The sequence below is a fragment of the Streptomyces stelliscabiei genome (assembly GCF_014873495.1).
Classification (GTDB): domain Bacteria; phylum Actinomycetota; class Actinomycetes; order Streptomycetales; family Streptomycetaceae; genus Streptomyces; species Streptomyces bottropensis.
On record NZ_JADBGF010000001.1, the window covers coordinates 2,110,620 to 2,124,266 of the forward strand.

Annotated in this window: 16 protein-coding genes and 6 tRNA genes; 9 read left to right on the forward strand and 13 right to left on the reverse strand. The window is 72.0% G+C overall.

What is annotated here, in order from left to right:
* Positions 1-292: 292 nt before the first annotated feature.
* Both H4687_RS09160 and H4687_RS09165 read right to left on the reverse strand, forming a co-directional pair.
* Positions 293-364: transfer RNA gene (locus H4687_RS09160), tRNA-Val, on the reverse strand.
* A 78-nt stretch (positions 365-442) separates the two neighbouring features.
* Positions 443-922, reverse strand: coding sequence for a TIGR02611 family protein (locus H4687_RS09165; protein ID WP_046916958.1), 480 nt, complete (start codon positions 920-922; stop codon positions 443-445).
* Positions 923-1,113: 191 nt separating this feature from the next.
* On the opposite strand from H4687_RS09165, the gene H4687_RS09170 reads away from it, so the two are divergent.
* Both H4687_RS09170 and H4687_RS09175 read left to right on the forward strand, forming a co-directional pair.
* Positions 1,114-1,527 carry an SsgA family sporulation/cell division regulator gene (locus H4687_RS09170; protein WP_004002642.1) on the forward strand — a complete coding sequence of 138 codons (414 nt, stop codon included), beginning with the start codon at positions 1,114-1,116 and terminating at the stop codon, positions 1,525-1,527.
* A gap of 299 nt (positions 1,528-1,826) precedes the next feature.
* Positions 1,827-2,387 carry a CGNR zinc finger domain-containing protein gene (locus tag H4687_RS09175; RefSeq protein ID WP_046916957.1) on the forward strand — a complete coding sequence of 187 codons (561 nt, stop codon included), beginning with the start codon at positions 1,827-1,829 and terminating at the stop codon, positions 2,385-2,387.
* Between the two features lie 109 nt (positions 2,388-2,496).
* On the opposite strand, the gene H4687_RS09180 is transcribed toward H4687_RS09175, so the two are convergent.
* On the reverse strand, positions 2,497-2,649 hold the full coding sequence (locus tag H4687_RS09180; protein ID WP_167358641.1) for a hypothetical protein: 153 nt from the start codon (positions 2,647-2,649) through the stop codon (positions 2,497-2,499).
* Positions 2,650-2,849: 200 nt separating this feature from the next.
* Positions 2,850-3,305: a hypothetical protein gene (locus H4687_RS09185; RefSeq protein ID WP_046916956.1), complete on the reverse strand. Its 456-nt coding sequence runs from the start codon at positions 3,303-3,305 to the stop codon at positions 2,850-2,852.
* A gap of 159 nt (positions 3,306-3,464) precedes the next feature.
* Here H4687_RS09185 and H4687_RS09190 point away from each other — a divergent pair, with 159 nt between their 5' ends.
* On the forward strand, positions 3,465-3,983 hold the full coding sequence (locus H4687_RS09190; RefSeq protein ID WP_046916955.1) for a DsbA family protein: 519 nt from the start codon (positions 3,465-3,467) through the stop codon (positions 3,981-3,983).
* Between the two features lie 104 nt (positions 3,984-4,087).
* Here the strand turns inward: H4687_RS09190 and H4687_RS09195 are convergent, their stop codons facing one another.
* Genes H4687_RS09195 through H4687_RS09205 form a run of 3 tightly spaced genes read right to left on the reverse strand, consistent with a single transcriptional unit; the run spans position 4,088 to position 6,827 of the window.
* Positions 4,088-4,912, reverse strand: coding sequence for a GNAT family N-acetyltransferase (locus tag H4687_RS09195; protein WP_046916954.1), 825 nt, complete (start codon positions 4,910-4,912; stop codon positions 4,088-4,090).
* 53 nt (positions 4,913-4,965) lie between these two features.
* Positions 4,966-5,787, reverse strand: coding sequence for an aminotransferase class IV (locus H4687_RS09200; RefSeq protein ID WP_046916953.1), 822 nt, complete (start codon positions 5,785-5,787; stop codon positions 4,966-4,968).
* Entirely contained in the window at positions 5,784-6,827 is a 1,044-nt protein-coding gene (locus H4687_RS09205) for a chorismate-binding protein (RefSeq protein ID WP_046916952.1), read from the reverse strand. The genes H4687_RS09200 and H4687_RS09205 overlap by 4 nt, the downstream gene beginning before the upstream one ends.
* 157 nt (positions 6,828-6,984) lie before the next feature.
* On the opposite strand from H4687_RS09205, the gene H4687_RS09210 reads away from it, so the two are divergent.
* The 5 genes from H4687_RS09210 to H4687_RS09230 all read left to right on the forward strand — a co-directional run bounded on the left by H4687_RS09210 (position 6,985) and on the right by H4687_RS09230 (position 7,463).
* Positions 6,985-7,057: transfer RNA gene (locus H4687_RS09210), tRNA-Gly, on the forward strand.
* 40 nt (positions 7,058-7,097) lie between these two features.
* Positions 7,098-7,171: transfer RNA gene (locus H4687_RS09215), tRNA-Cys, on the forward strand.
* A 1-nt stretch (position 7,172) separates the two neighbouring features.
* A tRNA-Val gene (locus H4687_RS09220) sits at positions 7,173-7,244 on the forward strand.
* Positions 7,245-7,285: 41 nt separating this feature from the next.
* A tRNA-Val gene (locus tag H4687_RS09225) sits at positions 7,286-7,357 on the forward strand.
* A gap of 34 nt (positions 7,358-7,391) precedes the next feature.
* Positions 7,392-7,463, forward strand: a tRNA-Val gene (locus tag H4687_RS09230).
* A 78-nt stretch (positions 7,464-7,541) separates the two neighbouring features.
* Here the strand turns inward: H4687_RS09230 and H4687_RS09235 are convergent.
* The 4 genes from H4687_RS09235 to H4687_RS09250 form a co-directional block, all read right to left on the reverse strand.
* Positions 7,542-7,847, reverse strand: a complete 306-nt coding sequence (locus H4687_RS09235) for a TFIIB-type zinc ribbon-containing protein (RefSeq protein ID WP_046916964.1) — start codon at positions 7,845-7,847, stop codon at positions 7,542-7,544.
* Positions 7,848-7,934: 87 nt separating this feature from the next.
* Positions 7,935-8,882, reverse strand: coding sequence for a phosphotransferase family protein (locus tag H4687_RS09240; protein ID WP_050398526.1), 948 nt, complete (start codon positions 8,880-8,882; stop codon positions 7,935-7,937).
* Positions 8,883-9,166: 284 nt separating this feature from the next.
* Complete coding sequence (locus H4687_RS09245) at positions 9,167-9,367, reverse strand: hypothetical protein (RefSeq protein WP_020114444.1); 201 nt, start codon at positions 9,365-9,367, stop codon at positions 9,167-9,169.
* A 254-nt stretch (positions 9,368-9,621) separates the two neighbouring features.
* Positions 9,622-9,861 carry a hypothetical protein gene (locus H4687_RS09250; protein ID WP_028796681.1) on the reverse strand — a complete coding sequence of 80 codons (240 nt, stop codon included), beginning with the start codon at positions 9,859-9,861 and terminating at the stop codon, positions 9,622-9,624.
* Positions 9,862-10,057: 196 nt separating this feature from the next.
* Between H4687_RS09250 and H4687_RS09255 the strand changes: the two genes are divergently transcribed.
* Positions 10,058-11,410 carry a serine/threonine-protein kinase gene (locus tag H4687_RS09255; protein ID WP_046917957.1) on the forward strand — a complete coding sequence of 451 codons (1,353 nt, stop codon included), beginning with the start codon at positions 10,058-10,060 and terminating at the stop codon, positions 11,408-11,410.
* Between the two features lie 16 nt (positions 11,411-11,426).
* Here the strand turns inward: H4687_RS09255 and H4687_RS09260 are convergent, their stop codons facing one another.
* Together H4687_RS09260 and cobA are read right to left on the reverse strand one after the other, a co-directional pair.
* Positions 11,427-12,245 carry a TrmH family RNA methyltransferase gene (locus H4687_RS09260; RefSeq protein ID WP_046917958.1) on the reverse strand — a complete coding sequence of 273 codons (819 nt, stop codon included), beginning with the start codon at positions 12,243-12,245 and terminating at the stop codon, positions 11,427-11,429.
* Between the two features lie 107 nt (positions 12,246-12,352).
* Positions 12,353-13,585 carry a uroporphyrinogen-III C-methyltransferase gene (gene cobA, locus H4687_RS09265; protein ID WP_046917959.1) on the reverse strand — a complete coding sequence of 411 codons (1,233 nt, stop codon included), beginning with the start codon at positions 13,583-13,585 and terminating at the stop codon, positions 12,353-12,355.
* Between the last annotated feature and the right edge of the window lie 62 nt (positions 13,586-13,647).

The following is a 13,647-nucleotide window of genomic DNA, read 5'->3' on the forward strand; positions in this document are numbered from 1 at the left end:
GAGACGGAAAGGAGTCAGTGGGGCACCCCCGGGCTTTTCTCGCCGAACCCACCCGGGACCATGGCGGACCAGCCGGGCACCGCCCCCGGCCGAGGGCGAGGAGGAACTGGATCCGGCCAAATTCGAACTCACCCGAGGGCGCCACCGCAGCCACCCGGAACCGTCGAGGGGCCCGGACCGGGCCTCGGGCCTCCACCATTCCTAAGGCTCGCGCAGGTGCCGACAGGCATGTGTACCGACGACGAAAAGCGGCCCGGTCCATGTTTCCATGGACCGGGCCGCCGTCATCCGGTGGGCGATACTGGGTTCGAACCAGTGACCTCTTCGGTGTGAACGAAGCGCTCTCCCACTGAGCTAATCGCCCGGACGCAGGAAGAACATTACCCCATGTCAGCGGGTGCCCCCGACCACGCTCGCCGCCATTGCGCCGGCCCGCCGCCGATCACTGGTCCTTGATGTTCCAGGGCATCTCGAAGCCGAACTTCCAGACATAGAAACCGACCAGCACGGCCACGATCACCAGGCCGATCGACGTCAGAATGATGTTGCGGCGCCGGACCCTGGGGTCGAGGGCGCGCTGGGTGGCCTCCGAGACCTTCCGCTTGGTCCAGCGGAGCACCAGCTGGGCCCAGACGAACTCCGTCGCCCAGATCGCCATGCCCCCGAAGATCACGAGCCAGCCGGGGCCGGGCAGCGGAAGCATGATCACTCCCGCGACGACCACCGCGAGGCCGACGACGAAGACAGCCACCTGCCAGCTCACGTGCAGCATCCGCCGCGCCTTGACGAATTCCGGCGCACGAGATCCGAGCGGCGCTTCGTTCTTGGCCACATCGGCCTCACAGTTCGCTACGTCCGTGTCACTCTTCGTTCCGTCGGCCGCCACACCGACCTCCCCCGTTCCGTGACTCCCCGTGTCCATACGGCCAAACCCTACCGGAGAGAAACCGGTCACCGGAATGGTCGTACCCACCGAAGACGGTCTCGGCCGGATGAGCTACCAAAAGCAACGCAAAACTCCCAGAGGGGTTTACAACGGCACCGTAGGTGGCATGTCGATTTCGCCGACGTGCGAATCCCCGAGCGCACACTGAGCGAAAGGCCTTGGCGCTTATGAACACCACGGTCAGCTGCGAGCTGCACCTGCGCCTCGTTGTGTCGAGCGAGTCCTCACTGCCTGTTCCCGCGGGACTGCGGTATGACACGGCCGATCCCTACGCCGTGCACGCCACCTTCCACACCGGAGCAGAGGAAACGGTCGAATGGGTGTTCGCCCGCGACCTCCTCGCCGAGGGCCTGCACCGGCCCACCGGCACCGGCGACGTCCGTGTCTGGCCGTCCCGCAGCCACGGCCAGGGCGTCGTGTGCATCGCCCTGAGCTCCCCGGAGGGCGAAGCCCTCCTCGAAGCCCCGGCGCGAGCCCTGGAGTCCTTCCTGAAGCGCACAGACGCCGCCGTGCCACCCGGCACGGAGCACCGGCACTTCGACCTCGATCAGGAGCTCTCGCACATCCTGGCCGAAAGCTAGGGCGAGGCCCCCACAGAGCCGCCCGGCGCCGTCCACTCGGGGAGACGGCTCGGGCCAAGACAACCGAATACGGCTTCAGGCCGACCCAACGACGCCGTCGTCGCGGACCTCCGCGCGGCGGCGTCCTGGTGCCGTCACCGAATGTGACGAGAGCCGGGCACCAAGCGGGTCCCTGGCCCGTTCCGCTCGTGCCGGGGTGCTCCGGGCCGGTTCGCACCGGCCCACCGCCTCGCCGAGCGATTACCATCGGCCAGCATCGGCGGGCGCCCGCCCGACCCACGCAGGCCAGGGAGCGAAACGTGCTGATCACCCACGACACCCGGTGTTCCCTCGATGCCGTGGTGGATCTGGTGAACACCGCGCCGGACGACGAGACGGCGACCGACGAGCTCGCGACCGTCGCGGCGCTCGCCGACTTCGTACAAAAGCACGACATCAGCGATGTCGGGGTGCTGTCCGAGTTCGACCTCGCGGCCGTGCGCCGGGTCCGCGGCCGGTTCGCGGAGATCTTCGCGGCAGCCGAGCCGGCCTCGGCCGCCTCGGTCATCAACGAGCTGATCGCCGCGGCGGGCACCACCCCCCGCCTCACCGACCACGACGGCTACGACTGGCATGTGCACTACTTCGCGCCCGGCGCGTCGCTCGCCGACCACCTCTCCGCCGACTGCGGCATGGCGCTGGCCTTCTTCGTGGTCGCCGGGGAGCAGGAGCGGCTGCGTCGCTGTGAGGCCCCCGACTGCCGGCGCGCCTTCGTCGACCTCTCGCGCAATCGCTCGCGCCGCTACTGCGACAGTCGCACCTGCGGAAACCGCCTGCACGTGGCCGCCTACCGGGCTCGCCGCAAGGAGGCGGCCGGCTGAGCCGTCGGTCGGCCCCGAACGCTGAGATCGACACGGGCTCCGGGGTCGAGCACGGGGACGGAGACTGACGGAGCCCTCGACGGATGACGCCAGGGGCTCCGTTTACGGATCAGAGCATCAGCAGATCGTGCAGTGACGCCATGAGCAGCAGGCAGCCGATCACCGCTAGGAAGATCATCAGCGGTGGCTGGGAGAGCGCGAAGAGACAACCTCGCCGCTCCTTGGATGGGGCGACGGTGTCGCTCTGTGTTGTGTCCAGCATCTCGCCGCGATGATGACGCAGCGGAGACCCTCCGCGCGATCAACCCACCCGGAATGACGGAGAGTTCGCCAATATCCACAACGTACGGAGCGAACGTGATCACTTCGGGGTCGCCGCCCGACCTACTGTGTCGTTTCAGTCCGGAGCCCCCCGGTTCCCTGCGGAGCCCCTTCGGTGGCCGGACCTCGCCCTCCCCCGGGTCAGATGCCGTGCTTCTTCAGGATCGCCTCGATGTCGCTGAAGTCGTCCCCCGCCGCCGCACCCGAGCCACCGGCCCGGGGCGCCGCCGCGGGACGGGCCGCCGGCCGTGACCCCTGCCCCAGCGAGGGCGCCGAGGCCGCCGGGGCTATCGCACCCGTGCGGGACGCCTTGGCCTCCTTGCGGTCCTTCCCGGAAGCCTGGCGGCGGCGCTCCACTGCGCGGGTGGTCATGAACAGGAACCAGGCGGCCCCGAGCACTCCGAAACCGGCCCACGCGGTCGGGCTGAACGCGGTGTCGGCCAGCCACTCGACGACACCGGTCATCACCAGACCGAGGGGCACGAGGGAGTAGGCGGCGATACGGGCCGCCCTGAGGAAACGCTTCCGGTACGCCGTGATCGCGGCGATGCCCAGGCCTGCCGCGGAGACGGCGGCACAGACGGTCTCGGCAATCATCCGGTCCTCCAGGCGGTGCGCGGTCGGTCGGTCTCGTTGCGTCCCTTCCATCCTGCACCGCCACGCGTCCGATATGCCATGGTCCGGGGAGACCTCAGGGACATCTCCGGGTCCCCTCGGGGTCGGCCCCGGCTCCGGGCAGCTGGAAGACTGATCTCCATGAGCGACTCCTCCCCCCTGCCGACCGCCGTCGTCCTGGACGTCTGGTGCGAACTCCAGTGTTCCGACTGCCGCGGCGCCCTCGACGACATCCGCGCGCTGCGGGCCCGCTACGGCGACCGGCTGGACGTGCGGCTGCGGCACTTCCCGCTGGAGAAGCACAAGCACGCCTTCGCAGCCGCCCAGGCCGCCGAGGAGGCCGCGGAGCAGGGGCGGGCGTGGCCGTACGTCGAGGCCGTGCTCGGGCGGGTCGAGGAGCTGGACCGGACCGGAGAGCCGTTCCTCGTCGAGGTCGCCCGGGAACTCGGTCTGGACGCCGAGGAGTTCGACACCGCGCTCATCGACGGCCGGCACATCCTGATCGTCGACGCCGACCAGGCCGAGGGCAAGGCGATCGGTGTGACGGGCACCCCCACGTACGTCATCGGCGGCGAGCGCCTCGACGGCGGCAAGAGCCAGACCGGGCTGCGCGAGCGGATCGAGGAGATCGCCGACCGACTGCTGGCCGGAGACGCCTGACACCGGCCAGCCGCGAGGGCCCCGCGAGGATCCGCGGCGCCCTTCCGTGTCCGCCGCCCCCTACCGCCACGCCCCCGCCGCCACGCGCCCGCACCTCACCGCCGTCAGAGCAGGGGCTTGGACAGATGGTGGGCCGTCGTCTCGTAGCCGAGGGAGTCGTACAGGCACTCGGCCCGGGCGTTGCCCGCGAAGACGTTGAGTGCGATGGCGGTCTTCCCGGCCGCCACGGCCTGGGCCTCGGCCAGCAGCATGAGCGAGCGGCCGTGGCCGCGACCCCGGTGCGCGGCGTCCGCCTCCACGTCGTAGACGAAGGCGGCGTCGTCGGCCAGCGACAGCCACAGCGTGCCGACCCTCGTGCCCTCGTGCTCCAGCACGCTGCACAGGTTGTGAGCGGAGGCCACTCCGCGCGGCAGGCACCGCACGTAGTCGTCGGCTGCCCTGGCGTACGCCTCCGCATCGGGCACACCACGGGTGATCAGGTCCTGGGCGTAGCCCTCCAGCCCGGCCTCCTTCCAGAGTTCGTACTCGGCCTCGGTCATGGGCCGGCCCCGGCTGCCCTCGGGCAGTGCGGGCGGGGTGCCGTCGAGGGGCTTGCGCATGCTGCGGTTGCGCAGGACGTAGCCGAGCGCCTGGGTCAGGCGCAGCGCGGGCTCGGCGTCCGCCGGGACGGACGCCTCGATCCGCCGGCAGCCCCAGCCCCGGGCCACCTCCTCGGCGGCGAGCGCGGCCACCGTGGCCCGGCCGCGCCGCCGGTCGGGTTCGTCGATGCGCAGATTTAGGATCCGGGCGGCCGAGGAACCGGGTCCGGGGCGCGTACCGAGGTGGATCTCGCCTGCGGGACGGCTGTTCACGCACACCTGGTAGCGGCGCGAACGGACTCCGTCGGCGGCGTGCTGAAGCGGCTCGATGGGCCGCAGGGTGGTGGTCATCAGGGGTGTTCTACCCGCCACGGTGCGTGGAGTCTGCCGAATATCCGCGGCCGTCACGGATCGAGGTCGTCGCCGGACCGTTCGTCGAAGACCCGCATCGCCTTGGCCGTCACCGGGCCCGGGGTGCGGGAGAGTTCACGGGCGTCGACGCGGTGCACGGACTGCACGTCGCGCAGGCTCGACGTCAGGAACACCTCGTCGGCGCGGTCCAGGACGTCCAGCGGCAGGTCGGTCTCGCGGGCGCCGGTCCACTCGACGACGAGGGCGCGGGTGATGCCCGCCAGACAGCCGGAGGCGACCGGCGGGGTGTGGATCTCACCGTCGAGGACGACGAAGACGTTGGAGCCCGTGCCCTCGCAGAGCCGGCCCACCGTGTTGGCGAACAGCGCCTCGGTCGCGCCCTGTTCGTGGGCGCGGGCCAGGGCGACGACGTTCTCCGCGTACGAGGTGGTCTTCAGGCCGGTGAGGGCGCCGCGCTCGTTGCGGGTCCAGGGGACGGTGATCACGGCGGTGGAGTCGGCGCGCCGGGCGGTCTCGGCGAGGGCCACGACGAGGGTCGGGCCGTGGTCGCCCCGGTCGGAGCCGAGCGGCGAGACACCGCCGGTGTAGGTGATGCGGAGCCGGCCGAGCGCCACGGGGTTGGCCTCGATCACGGCCGAGCAGGCGCGGCGCACCTCGTCGAGGTCGGGCTCGGGCAGACCGAGTCCGCGGGCCGAGAGGGCCAGGCGGTCGAGATGGCGGGTCAGCGCGAACGGCCGGCCGTCGACCGTCTTCGCGGTCTCGAAGACGCCGTCGCCCACGGTCAGTCCGTGGTCGAGGACGGAGACACGGGCGGAGTCGATGTCCTGCAGTCCGCCGTCGAGCCAGATCTTCACGTAAGGGTCCTCCCACTCGCCTCGTACGTTCCCGACGCTACCGCGAGCAGTCTGGCGGCCTTCAGCTCGGTCTCCCGCCACTCGGCCTCGGGGTCCGACCCCCAGGTGATGCCCGCGCCCGTGCCGAAGCGCAGTTCGCCCGCGGCCCGGTCGATCCAGAAGGTACGGATCCCGACCGCCAGCTCGCCCGTGCCCCGGTCGGCGTCGACCCAGCCGATGCCGCCGGTGTAGGGGCCGCGCGGCGCGGTCTCCAGGGCGTCGATGATGCGCAGGGCGCTCGACTTCGGCGCGCCGGTGACGGAGCCGGGCGGGAAGGCGGCGGCGAGCAGCTCCGGCCAGCCGGCGCCGTCGCGCAGTTCGCCGCGCACCATCGACACCAGGTGCACGAGCCCCGGATGCTTCTCGACGACGCACAGGTCGGGCACGGTCACCGACCCGGTGGCGCAGACCTGCCCGATGTCGTTGCGGACCAGGTCGACGATCATGACGTTCTCCGCGTAGTCCTTCTCCAGGAGGTCCGCCTCGGTGCGGCCGGTGCCCTTGATCGGGCCCGACTCGACGACCCGGCCGTCGCGGCGCAGGAAGAGTTCGGGCGAGGCGGTGGCGATCTCGACGCCGTGCCCCGGGAGGCGAATCGTTCCTGCAAAAGGTGCCGGATTGCCGCGGGCCAGCAGCGCGGTCAGGGCGTCCACGTCGGCGTCGGGTGCGACGGGGGCGGACAGCACCCGGCAGAGGTTCGCCTGGTACACCTCGCCGGCGGCGATGTGCTCGCGGATGCGGCGGACGCCCGCCGTGTACCCGGCGCGGTCGAGGGACGACGTCCAGTCGCCGACGCCCGGCCCGTGCCACTCCCCCGGCACCGGGGCGGGCGCGGGCTCGCGACGTACGTCACTGAAGCGCGCGCACACCGGATCACCCTCGTAGTCCGCGCACACGGCCCAGAAACCGGAGGAGTCCAGGGCGGCGGCGTCGCTGGTCACATCGGTGAGACCGGTGGCGACGAGGTTGCCGAAGCGGGCGAGGGGAGGGAGGTCGGGCACACGGTCGAGTCTAGGACGGGCGCCCCGCGGGCGGACCCGGACGGGTCTCGGACTGGACGCAACGCAGCACGCTGCACAAACGCGTTTTTGTGCTGGCCCCGGAATCCGCTAGAGTTCAACTCGTCGCCGGGTCGCGCAAGCGGGCCGGAACCGACAAGCGGACGTAGCTCAGTTGGTAGAGCGCAACCTTGCCAAGGTTGAGGTCGCCAGTTCGAACCTGGTCGTCCGCTCGCAGCAACGTGGGGGATCTTCCCGAACCCCCGCACTCCTGGTGGAGTGGCCGAGAGGCGAGGCAACGGCCTGCAAAGCCGTCTACACGGGTTCAAATCCCGTCTCCACCTCCAAGGACGATTAGCTCAGCGGGAGAGCGCTTCCCTGACACGGAAGAGGTCACTGGTTCAATCCCAGTATCGTCCACTGAGGCCTGAGGGCTTCCGGAGCCGCGAGGTTTCGACCCCGCGCGATTAGCTCAGCGGGAGAGCGCTTCCCTGACACGGAAGAGGTCACTGGTTCAATCCCAGTATCGCGCACGCAGGATCAGCACCCGTGGTGCTGTGATCCCGAGGACGATTAGCTCAGCGGGAGAGCGCTTCCCTGACACGGAAGAGGTCACTGGTTCAATCCCAGTATCGTCCACACGCACCGAGCCCCCGGCCGTCTCGTACGGCCGGGGGCTTCGTCGTGCGCAGGGCGCGGACGCACCCCGCGCGGGGCTCAGCTGGAGAACAGCATGTGACCGAAGCCGCGGTTGTGGTGGCCGTGACCCCCGTGGTGGCCGCCGTGGTGACCCCCGTGCTGAGCGCCCCAGGCGGGAGCGTTGTGACCGCCGCCCGAGGGGTACTGCGGAGCAGCCGGCGGCGGGGGAACGGCCGGGCCGCCGCCCCACTGGCCCTCCATGCGGGTCAGTGCCTCCAGCTCGCCGTAGTCGAGGAAGATCCCCCGGCAGCCGCTGCACTGCTCGATCTGGACGCCACTGCGGTTGTAGGTGTGCATCGGCGCATGGCACTTGGGACACTGCATGTGCATGGTTCGGATCAACTCCTCGGCGTTCGGTCCTGCTTCGCGTTACGCCTGGACAGACACTGTCCGGCCGCGGTCGGTTGCACCCTACTTCGGGAAAGGGCCGTCCAACTCCGGCGGGATGCCACTCATTCGGTCACATGCGTCCACAACGGACCGCTGCGCGTCGTCGAGGGGCCGGCCGGCCGCCGTGGACTTCGCGAGCGCCAGGGCCGCGGTCTGCACGGTGAGTGCCCGGGCCGGCACGTCCAGTACCGGCCAGGGGTCGCCGTGCGCGGGGACCGCGGGGCCGCCGGCCCCCCGGTAGGCGCTCAGGAAGCGGGTCCACTCCTCGGGCAGGAGGAGGCCGCAGGCGTACCAGGCGGCGGGGCGGGCGAGGTCCCAGGCGGGGACGCCCACGCCCAGGTCGTCGACGTCGATGAGCCGCCAGGGGCCTGTGCCCGCCGGATGCCGGACGAGCTGGCCGAGGTGCAGATCGCCGTGGCAGAGGGTGCCCGTGCCGGGCATGGGGGCCTCGGCCCTGGCCCAGGCGGGAAGGGTGCGCCAGGCGCGCAGTACCGAGGGCGTGGCGGGGTGGTGGGGTGCGGTGGCTTCGAGGCGGGCGACGGCCTGGGCGGCCTTGGCCGGGCCGCGCATGGGCGGCAGGCCCGGCGGCGGCTGCTGCCGGTGGAGGCGGGCGAGGAGGGTGGCCGCCGCCTCCCAGGGAGCGGCCTCCGGGGCCTCGGGGTCGACCGGGGTGCCGTACGGCCAGAACGTGACGAGACGGTCGTGGAGGGCTGCCGGGGTCGGGCGGAGCGGGGCGAGCAGGGTGTCCGGGTGGGCCGCGGCGACGGTCAGGCGGAGGGTCAGGTGGGCGGGGTCGGTGCCGGGGGCGTGCGCCTTGGCCACGGTGTCGGCGTGACGGACGACCGTGCCGTCGGGGCGTTCCGCGAGGACCGAGTCCGGGTGGGAACAGGGGGCGGAACCGGGGTGGGCCGTGCCGCGCACCCTGGCCCTGAGGGCGGGGAGCACGCCGGCGTCGGCTGTGGTCGTCATGGGGTCCCCCTGCTCGGCTACGGCGCTGCACCTGAGCCTACGGTCCCGGTGCGCCCGGCCGGAGGGCCCGGGAGAGGATTCCGGGCCCGGTGGTCACGAGAAGCCGTCGTGCCCGCCCTCCCTCGTCGGCACGAGTGCCCTCGGCGGGGATCCGGAAAAGACAACGCCCGCGCAGCTCCCCAGCTGCGCGGGCGTCTTTTGCCGTCCGCCGCACCCCCGTCCCCACGGGGTTTCATGGATGGATGTCCCCGCCCGGACCGCTCTTCCGGGCCTGGGGTCGCCGCTCAGCGCCCCAGCATCACACCCACGGACGACGCTTGTGTGACCACTGCTTCCCAGCCGCCGAAGGCGTACACGAGCAGGGCCGCCAGAGGGAGGACCATCGCGGTCGCCACCAAGGGGTGACGACGGCCCGGACGGCGGTCGGCGGTGAACGTCCTGCGCTCCCGTGTGCGGATCGCGGTCCGCGGTGCCGTGTGGGCCATGGTCCCTCCTCTGACCTTCTTGTCGGTGGTGCTTGCCGTTGGCAGCGGCGGGTGTCTGACCTCGGGGGACGAGTGCTGCACCCGCCGCTTGACCTCAAATCTAGGCGGGTGGCGGATCGGGGTCGTCATGCCCTCGTACCGATTGCCGGGCCTCCCGGAGGATGAGCGAGGACCCTCGGTGTACTCCCCAGGGTGGAGACGGGGTCCCAGGTCTCGGGGTCTTCCCGGAGGGGACGCCCGGTCTGCCCCATCTGCTACCCGTTCCGCTCCGAGCCGTCCTCGCGGGGCACCGGCTGCTCGACCAGCGCGAGGACCCGGTTCGCCATGAACCGGGCCGTCCGCACCACGGAGCCGTTCCGGGTGACTTCGCTCACTTCCACCACGCCCCGTCGCACCGCCGTCTCCACCCGGCGGCCCGCCCTGCTCGCGATCACCTCGTACGTGCGCGTCGTGTCCCCGGCGTCCACGACGATCTCCACTCGGTCACCCTTCACGGGTTCAATCCCCCTTCTGCGGTGGCTGGTTGGGATCAAGGGGAGCCCAACAACGCCCCGAACTCCTGTTCCCTGACTCCTCTTCAAGTTTCTCATTCGGCACTGACAATCCGTCGGGTCGTGAGGGCGCGGCCTCTGCGCACGCCCGGCCGTGGAAACGTAAGCTGTGGCTCGTCAGACGGAACGGGCAGCGGGGATGAACATGGCGATGATGCGCCTGAGGCGCGAGGACCCGCGCGTCGTCGGCTCGTTCAGGATCCACAGACGGCTCGGCGCGGGGGGAATGGGCGTCGTCTACCTGGGCTCCGACCGGCGCGGACAGCGAGTCGCGCTCAAGGTCATCCGGCCGGACCTGGCGGAGGATCAGGAGTTCCGGTCCCGGTTCGCGCGCGAGGTGTCGGCGGCGCGGCGGATCAGGGGCGGGTGCACGGCCCGGCTGGTCGCCGCCGATCTGGACGCGGACCGGCCGTGGTTCGCCACGCAGTACGTGCCGGGGCCCTCGCTGCACGACAAGGTCGCCGATGAGGGGCCCATGTCGGCCGCCGACGTGGCCTCCGTCGGCGCCGCCCTCTCCGAGGGGCTCGTGGCCGTGCACGAGGCCGGTGTCGTACACCGTGATCTCAAGCCCTCCAACATCCTGCTGTCCCCCAAGGGGCCGCGGATCATCGACTTCGGCATCGCGTGGGCGACCGGGGCCTCGACCCTGACCCATGTCGGTACGGCCGTGGGGTCGCCCGGCTTCCTGGCGCCCGAACAGGTGCGCGGGGCAGCCGTCACGCCGGCCACCGACGTCTTCTCCCTCGGCGCCACGCTCGCCTACGCGGCGACCGCCGACTCGCCCTTCGGACACGGCAGTTCGGAGGTCATGCTCTACCGGGTGGTGCACGAGGAGGCGCAGCTGCGCGGGGTGCCCGACGCGCTCGCCCCCCTCGTCCGCGCCTGTCTGGCGAAGGACCCGGAGGAGCGGCCCAGCACGCTGCAACTGTCGCTGCGGCTCAAGGAGATCGCCGCCCGCGAGGCACAGGGCCTGTCCGACATGCGACCGCCCGCGCCGCGCACGGATCCGGACCGTTCCTCGGGGCGGCTCGCGGAGCAGTACGTCGAACAGCGCACCCTGCGCCAGCCGCCGGAGCCGCGGGGGACACAGCCCGGCAGGCCGGGCACGGCCGGTACACCGGTTCCCCGGACCGGGGGCGGCCCCCGGACGGGTGGGAGCGGGGCGCGGACGGGGGCCGGCGGTGCGCGTTCGGGGGCTCGCCCCCTGCCACCGCGCAACACCACGGGCTCCGGGAAGCGGCCCGCTGCGCGCAGTGGCGCGGCACGGCCGGGGCCCCGGACCAACGGGACCGGGCGACGGCCCGCCAATCCGCGGCTGCTGCGGCAGCGGCTCTTCGTGTTCGTCGTGGTGACGTTGCTCGCCGCACTCGGGATCGCCACGGCGCAGGGATGCCAGGGGCCGTCCCGGGGACTCGGTGACGGCGTCCGCCAGGAGCAGCCGGTCGTGGAGCGGGACGCCGGGGGTTCGGCGGGGTCGGCCCCGGTCCCCTAGGACCCGGGCCGGGGCGCTAGTTCTGCGGCCGTCCCGTCGCCACCGCGTAGAAGGCCACGGCCGCCGCCGCGCCCACGTTGAGGGAGTCGACTCCGTGGGCCATGGGGATGCGGACCCATTCGTCGGCGGACATGAGGGCCTTGGTGGAGAGGCCGTCTCCCTCGGCGCCGAGCATCAGGGCGACGCGGTCCATGCGGTGCGGGGCGGTCTCGTCGAGGGACTTCGCCTTCTCGTCCGGGGTGAGGGCGAGCAGGGTGAAGCCGGCGTCGCGGACCGCGTCGAGACCCTTGGGCCAGGCGTCCAGGCGGGCGTAGGGCACGGAGAAGACCGCGCCCATGGAGACCTTGACGCTGCGGCGGTAGAGCGGGTCGGCGCAGTCCGGGGAGAGCAGGACCGCGTCCATGCCGAGGGCGGCGGCCGAGCGGAAGATCGCGCCGATGTTGGTGTGGTCGTTGACCGACTCCATGATGACGACCCGGCGGGCGGCGCCGAGGAGTTGGTCGGCCGTCGGCAGGGGCCTGCGCTGCATCGAGGCGAGGGCGCCCCGGTGCACGTGGTACCCGGTGACCTGTTCGGCGAGTTCGGGGCTGACCGCGTAGACGGGGGCCGGGAGTTCGTCGATGACGTCGCGCATGAGGTCGACCCACTTGGCGGAGAGCAGCATGGAGCGCATCTCGTAGCCGGCTTCCTTGGCCCGTCTGATGACCTTCTCGCCCTCGGCGATGAACAGGCCCTCGGCGGGCTCGCGCCGTCGGCGCAGCTCCACGTCGGTCAGGCCGGTGTAGTCGCGCAGGCGCGGGTCGTCGGGGTCGTCAACGGTGATGAGATCGGCCACAGGGTGATACTGCCTTGTCCTGGGTGTGGTGCCAACGGCTGGGGACGGGTCGGGTTACCGGTGGTTACGGTTCCGCTCCCGCACGGTCCGGGGTCGTCGCCCGGGTGTCACGCGTCCGTCCCGGGCCCCACCTTCACGACCTCGCCGATCACGATGACGGCCGGCGGCTTGACCCCTTGCGTACGCACCGTCTCGGCGACCGTGGCGAGGGTGGCGTCCACCCGGCGCTGGGCGGCCGTGGTGCCCTCCTGGACCAGGGCGACCGGGGTGTCCGGGGACTTCCCGTGCGCCACCAGGGTCTCGGCGATCCGGCCGATCTTGTCGACGCCCATGAGGATCACCAGGGTGCCGGTCAGCCGGGCGAGGGCGGGCCAGTCGACGAGGGAGCGCTCGTCGTCGGGGGCCACATGGCCGCTGACCACGGTGAACTCGTGAGCGACACCCCGGTGGGTGACCGGGATGCCGGCCGCGCTCGGGACGGAGATCGAACTGGAGATGCCGGGGACGACCGTGCACGGGATGCCGGCCTCGGCGAGCGCGTGCAGTTCCTCCATGCCGCGGCCGAACACGTACGGGTCGCCGCCCTTGAGGCGCACGACCGACTTGCCCTGCTTGGCGTGCTCGATCAGCGCGTTGTTGATGGCCTCCTGGGCCATGAAGCGGCCGTACGGGATCTTCGCCGCGTCGATCACCTCGACGTGCGGCGGGAGTTCGGCGAGGAGGTCGCGGGGGCCGAGGCGGTCGGCGATGACGACGTCGGCCTCGGCGAGGAGGCGGCGGCCGCGGACGGTGATCAGATCCGGGTCGCCGGGGCCGCCGCCGACGAGGGAGACACCGGGGGTGCGGGTGCGGTGGTGGGGGGCCACGAGGGTGCCGTCCCGCAGGCCCTCGACGACCGCGTCGCGGATCGCGGCGGTGTGACGGGGGTCGCGCTCCTGGGCGTTGGCGGTGAGCACGGCGACCGTGACGCCCTCGCTGTGGCCGGTCGCCGGGGTCCAGGCGGTGGCCTCCTCCGCGCTGTCGGAGCGGACGCACCAGATGCGGTGGCGCTCCGCCTCGGCGGACGCGCGGGCGTTCGCCACCGGGTCGCCGGTGGCGATCAGGACGTACCAGGCCTCGGCGAGGTCGCCCTCCGCGTACCTGCGCCGCTCCCAGGTCAGCTCGCCCGCGTCCGCCATCGCCTCCACGGAAGGGGTGGCGCTCGGGGACACGAGGACGATGTCGGCGCCGGCCGCGATGAGGGCGGGGAGGCGGCGTTGGGCGACCTGGCCGCCGCCGATGACGACCACTCGGCGGCCGGTGAGGCGGAGGCCTACGGGGTAGGCGGGGTGTTCGGCCATGAGGGTGCGGCTCCTCGGGCTGGCGGCGTGCGAGGCGGGCCACTGCGGCTTTGGAGTGTGCC